A 4,805-nucleotide genomic window follows, 5' to 3' on the forward strand; every position below is an offset into this window, starting at 1 on the left:
CCCAGCCCCTGCTCGCCGACGCCGCCCTGCCCGCCCTGCGCCGCCTGGCCGACCGCGTGGGCGCGACCGCCCACCTGACGATCGCCGACGGGACGGACGCGGTGGCGGTCGCCGTGGTTGAGCCGAGCGCGACCATGTTTCACGTGGCATATCGCGTCGGCTCCCGCCACCCCGTCGACAAGGGCGCGGCCGGGCGGGCGCTGTCCATTCGCGACGGTTGGGTGACCAGCGCGGGCGAGCTGCAGCCGGGCGCCCACGGCCTGGCCGCCCCCGTGCTCGGCGTGCCCGACCTGACCGCGAGCGTCGGCGTCGTCTCACTGTCCCCATTGGACGAGCCCACCGTCGGCCCGCTCGTCCAGCAGACCGCGGCAGTGATAGCCCGCGCGCTGGCCTGATCGTCAGTCCAGCGCGCCCGGCGTGAACTCCGGCACGCCGTGGCGCTGGAGCCATTGCGGGACCTGTGCGGGGCTCTCGGACCGTGCCAGCGCGAGCAGCAGGAGCAGCCGTGCCTTCTGCGGTGGCAGGTCCTCCGCGGCGATCACGCCGCCCGTCCTCAACCCCGGGCCGGCGAGCCTATCGTCAGCACCGGTTTGGAGGTCTCGGCGAAGAAGTCGTTGCCCTTGTCGTCGACCACGATGAACGCGGGGAAGTCCTCGACCTCGATCCGCCACACGGCCTCCATGCCGAGCTCCGGGTATTCGAGGACCTCGACCTTGCGGATGCAGTCCTGCGCCAGCCGCGCCGCCGGCCCGCCGATCGAGCCTAGGTAGAACCCGCCGTACCGGGCGCACGCATCCGTGACCTGCTTGCTGCGGTTGCCTTTGGCCAGCATGACCAGCGATCCGCCCGCGGCCTGGAACTTCTCCACATACGCGTCCATGCGCCCGGCCGTCGTGGGCCCGAACGATCCCGACGCGTACCCCTCGGGCGTCTTCGCCGGCCCCGCGTAGTAAACCGCGTGGTCGCGCAGGTACGAAGGCATCGCCTCGCCCGCGTCCAACCGCGCGGCGATCTTCGCGTGTGCGATGTCGCGCGCCACGACCAGCGGCCCGCTAAGCGACAGCCGGGTCTTCACCGGATAGCGGGAAAGCTCCTCCCGGATGAGCGTCATCGGCCGGTTCAAATCCACCTGCACGACCTCGCCATCCTCCAGTGAGACGTCGGGCAGGAACCGCGCCGGGTCGGTCTCCAGCTTCTCCAGCCACACCCCCGACGGTGTGATCTTCGCCAGCGCCTGCCGGTCCGCCGAGCACGACACCGCGATCGCCACCGGGCACGACGCCCCATGCCGCGGGAGCCGGATCACCCGCACGTCATGGCAGAAGTACCGCCCGCCGAACTGCGCCCCGATCCCGAACCCCCGCGTCAGCTCCAGGACCTCGGCCTCCAGCTGAAGATCCCGAAATCCGTGCGCCAGAAGCGAACCCGACGTCGGCAGGTTGTCCAGATATTTGGCCGAGGCCAGCTTGGCGGTCTTCAGCGCGTGCTCCGCCGACGTTCCCCCGATCACCACAGCCAGGTGATACGGCGGGCAGGCACTGGTACCGATCAATCGCAATTTCTCATCCAGGAACCGCATGAAGGCCGCGGGGTTCAGCAGGGCCTTGGTTTCCTGGTACAGATATGACTTGTTGGCGCTGCCGCCGCCCTTGGCCATGAACAGGAACTTGTACGCGTCCGAATGCCCGTCCGGGTCCTCCGCGTAGAGCTCGATCTGCGCGGGCAGGTTGGTGCCGGTGTTGCGCTCCTCCCACGTCGTGATCGGGGCGAGCTGCGAATACCGCAAATTCAAATTTGTGTACGCGTCGAAGACCCCGCGAGCGATGGCCTGCTCGTCGCGCCCGTCCGTCAGCACGTGCCGCCCTCGCTTGCCCATCACAATGGCCGTGCCCGTGTCCTGGCACATGGGCAGCACCCCCCCGGCCGCGATGTTCGCGTTGCGCAGCAGGTCCAGCGCGACAAACCGATCGTTGGGCGACGACAGCGGATCGTCGATGATCGAGCGCAGCTGGGCCAGGTGCGCCGGCCGCAGGAAGTGGGCGATGTCGTGCATCGCCTCCGCGGTCAGCTGGGTGAGCACGTCCGGCTCGACCGTCAGGAACTGCCTTCCACCCGGTCCACTCACCACGTCGACGCCCTCGTCGGTGACCAGGCGATAGTCGGTGGTGTCTGCGCCCAGGGGGAGCAACGGTGAATAGGAGAAGTCAGTCACGTTGAGAAAGAGTACTGAACTCCAAATAGCCGAGCTCTCTCCTGTCCGCTAGGAGGAAGCCCACGGTGTCGAACGCCACGACGCGCCCGCTGCTGCGCACCTGACCTCGCTCGTTTCCGGTCGCCGGGTCGACGATGACGACCCGGTTGGGTGAGCGGTCGGAGACGATCACCACCCCGCGCGTGATCACGACCTCCGCCGATTTGTGCGCCTCGCGTTCCCACAGCGGACCGGCCCGCCCCAACCGGTAGCCGACCAGTTGCGAGCCCTTGCGTGTGACGGCGTGGACCCCGTCGGTCGCGAGCACCTTCTCGTCGTCGCCCACGACCAGCACCTCGCGCCCGTCGCCCGCGTCGAGCAGCGCCTGCCGCCCGTCGGGCCGGATCGCCACGATCGCGTTGCCACCCGCGACCGGTTCGCCGCGCAGCTGGCATCCGGCCCCGCCCAGCTCGTGAATGCTGTAACCGTCGCGCCGCCAGACTTCGTTGCCGCTGTGGCCCTGCCGCCCGACCACGCTCAGGATGCACCGGCCGTTGCGCGGTGTCGCGGTGCTGTGGATGACCCGCCCGCCGAACACGTTCACGGCCGTGTGCTCCGCCGGCTCGACCACCGGCAGGGCCTTGCCGCTGTTGGTGTCCACCACGTGCACCCGGTTGTCGATCGGGAAGCCCAGCAGTCGCGGCATCGGCGCCTGCGACGCCTGCATCCCCAGCGGCCCCGCCCCTGTCAGGCCCGGGTTGTCGGCGAACAGCACGAACCCGATGCCGGGCAACAGGACCCGCCACTTTTCCTTGCCGCTGTCGGGCACCCGGGCGATCAGCTCGCAGTCCTTCGAGGTCCGGCAGGACACGTCGATCATCGCGTCGGCGAACGTCCACACCGCCGCGGCCTTCTCGTCCTTGCGCACCACCGCGCCGGTCGCCGGGTCGCGCACCTCGTAACCCTTGACCAGCAGCTTGCCGCTCACCACATATCCGCCGGCGGTCGCGGCCCAGTCGGCGGCCGTCTTCCACGCCTGCCGCCCGGTCGAGCGGCCGCGCACCTCCACCGATTCGCCATGCTCAAGGACGAGGTGTTTTTCAAGGACATAAATATTTTTGGGTACCCTGTCGAGCCGCACCTGCCACAGACTCTCCGGTTCGGACAGTGGGCGCTCGGCGTTGACCCATTCCCAAAGCCCGGGGAAGGGATTCCAGAGACCGGTGCTCACCAGAAGGGTCATCGCCGAGGCCACGGCGATGATCCAGCCGAGCCAGCCCATGCTGACCCTTCTCTGAGCCATCCGCCGAGGATAGCGTCAAAAGGCCGCTTCGCCGGGCGTTTGGAGCCGGGAAGCCTTGCGCACCAAAGGAATCGTGCGATATCGGACTTGTTCCGCAAGTGCGATCAAAGTGGACGCTCGAAGGATGCCCTGGTACGCCACGATCTCATCGATCACCCGCTGCAGGTCCGCATTGGACCGGGCCACGATCCGGCACAGGATGTCGCCCGGCCCGGTGATCGTGTGCGCCTCCAGCACCTCGGGGATCGACGCCAGGTGCACACCCACGATGTCGTGCCCCTCGTGCTGGCGGATCTCCAGGGTCACGAACGCGGTCACGCCATAGCCGATCGCCGATGGGTCGAGCTCCGGCCCGAACCCGGTGATCACCCCACGCACCATGAGCCGGTCGAGGCGCGCCTGAACCGTGCCCCGCGCCACCCGCAACCGGCGCGACAGCTCCAGCACACCGATCCGCGGCTCGGCCGCGAGCAGCTCGATCAGCTTTGCATCGAGCTCGTCCAAAGCATTGGTCAATCTGCCCACCTCCTGCCCGAATCTTGGCACAATCTTGCGCACTATGCCCAGCCTCCAGGGGCGCATTTGCACAACTCGGCCCGCCGTGAGCACCATCACCTTATGACCGCTGTTGCTGAAGCTCAAGCTGCTCAGACACATGATCCGTTCCCGGTGAAGGGCATCGATTACGTGGCCTTCCTGGTCGGCAACGCCAAGCAGGCGGCGCACTACTACTCGACCGCGTTCGGCATGACGCTGGTCGCCTACCGCGGGCCCGAGCAGGGCCACCGCGACTACGCCGAATACGTCCTCACGTCGGGCTCGGCCCGCTTCGTGCTGCGCGGAGCCGTGCATGCCGACGCACCCGGAGCCGACCACCATGCGCGGCACGGAGACGGCGTCACCGAGATCGCACTCGAGGTACCGGACGTGCACGCCGCTTACGACTACGCCGTCGCCCACGGCGCTCGTGGCCTGCAGGAGCCGACCGTCGAGAAGGACGAGCACGGCACGGTCCGGGTCGCAGCCGTCGCGACCTACGGCGAGACCCGCCACACGCTCGTCGAGCGCCTCGAATACGACGGCCCGTTCATGCCCGGTTTCGTCAAGGCCGCGCCGATCGTGCGCCGGCCCGACCGCCGCTTCTTCCAGGCCATCGACCACGTCGTGGGCAACGTGGAGCTCGGCAGGATGGACGAGTGGGTGGAGTTCTACCACCGCGTCATGGGCTTCACCAACATGGCCGAGTTCATCGGCGACGACATCGCCACGGAGTACTCGGCGCTGATGAGCAAGGTGGTCGCCAACGGCACG

At 68.4% G+C, this 4,805-nt stretch carries 6 protein-coding genes; 2 read left to right on the forward strand and 4 right to left on the reverse strand.

What is annotated here, in order from left to right; translation table 11 throughout:
• Positions 1 to 395: IclR family transcriptional regulator domain-containing protein (locus DM816_RS40190; protein ID WP_425455339.1), on the forward strand; the 395-nt coding region annotated here is incomplete at its 5' end.
• Positions 396 to 398: 3 nt separating this feature from the next.
• Here DM816_RS40190 and DM816_RS43315 read toward each other — a convergent pair.
• From DM816_RS43315 to DM816_RS40205, 4 genes are read right to left on the reverse strand one after another with little or no spacing between them, the layout of a single operon-like run.
• Positions 399 to 542, reverse strand: coding sequence for a hypothetical protein (locus DM816_RS43315; protein ID WP_162908348.1), 144 nt, complete (start codon positions 540 to 542; stop codon positions 399 to 401).
• A gap of 11 nt (positions 543 to 553) precedes the next feature.
• Positions 554 to 2,212 carry a fumarate hydratase gene (locus DM816_RS40195; protein ID WP_117215702.1) on the reverse strand — a complete coding sequence of 553 codons (1,659 nt, stop codon included), beginning with the start codon at positions 2,210 to 2,212 and terminating at the stop codon, positions 554 to 556.
• A complete protein-coding gene (locus DM816_RS40200) occupies positions 2,205 to 3,494 on the reverse strand; it encodes a PQQ-binding-like beta-propeller repeat protein (RefSeq protein ID WP_162908349.1) in 1,290 nt (429 codons plus the stop codon). The genes DM816_RS40195 and DM816_RS40200 overlap by 8 nt, the downstream gene beginning before the upstream one ends.
• Positions 3,495 to 3,509: 15 nt before the next feature.
• Entirely contained in the window at positions 3,510 to 4,019 is a 510-nt protein-coding gene (locus DM816_RS40205; RefSeq protein WP_425455340.1) for an Lrp/AsnC family transcriptional regulator, read from the reverse strand.
• 93 nt (positions 4,020 to 4,112) lie between these two features.
• Here DM816_RS40205 and DM816_RS40210 point away from each other — a divergent pair.
• On the forward strand, positions 4,113 to 4,805 hold a 693-nt coding region (locus DM816_RS40210; RefSeq protein WP_170318933.1), incomplete at its 3' end, for a VOC family protein.

The organism is Allorhizocola rhizosphaerae (genome assembly GCF_003426775.1).
Lineage (GTDB): Bacteria > Actinomycetota > Actinomycetes > Mycobacteriales > Micromonosporaceae > Allorhizocola > Allorhizocola rhizosphaerae.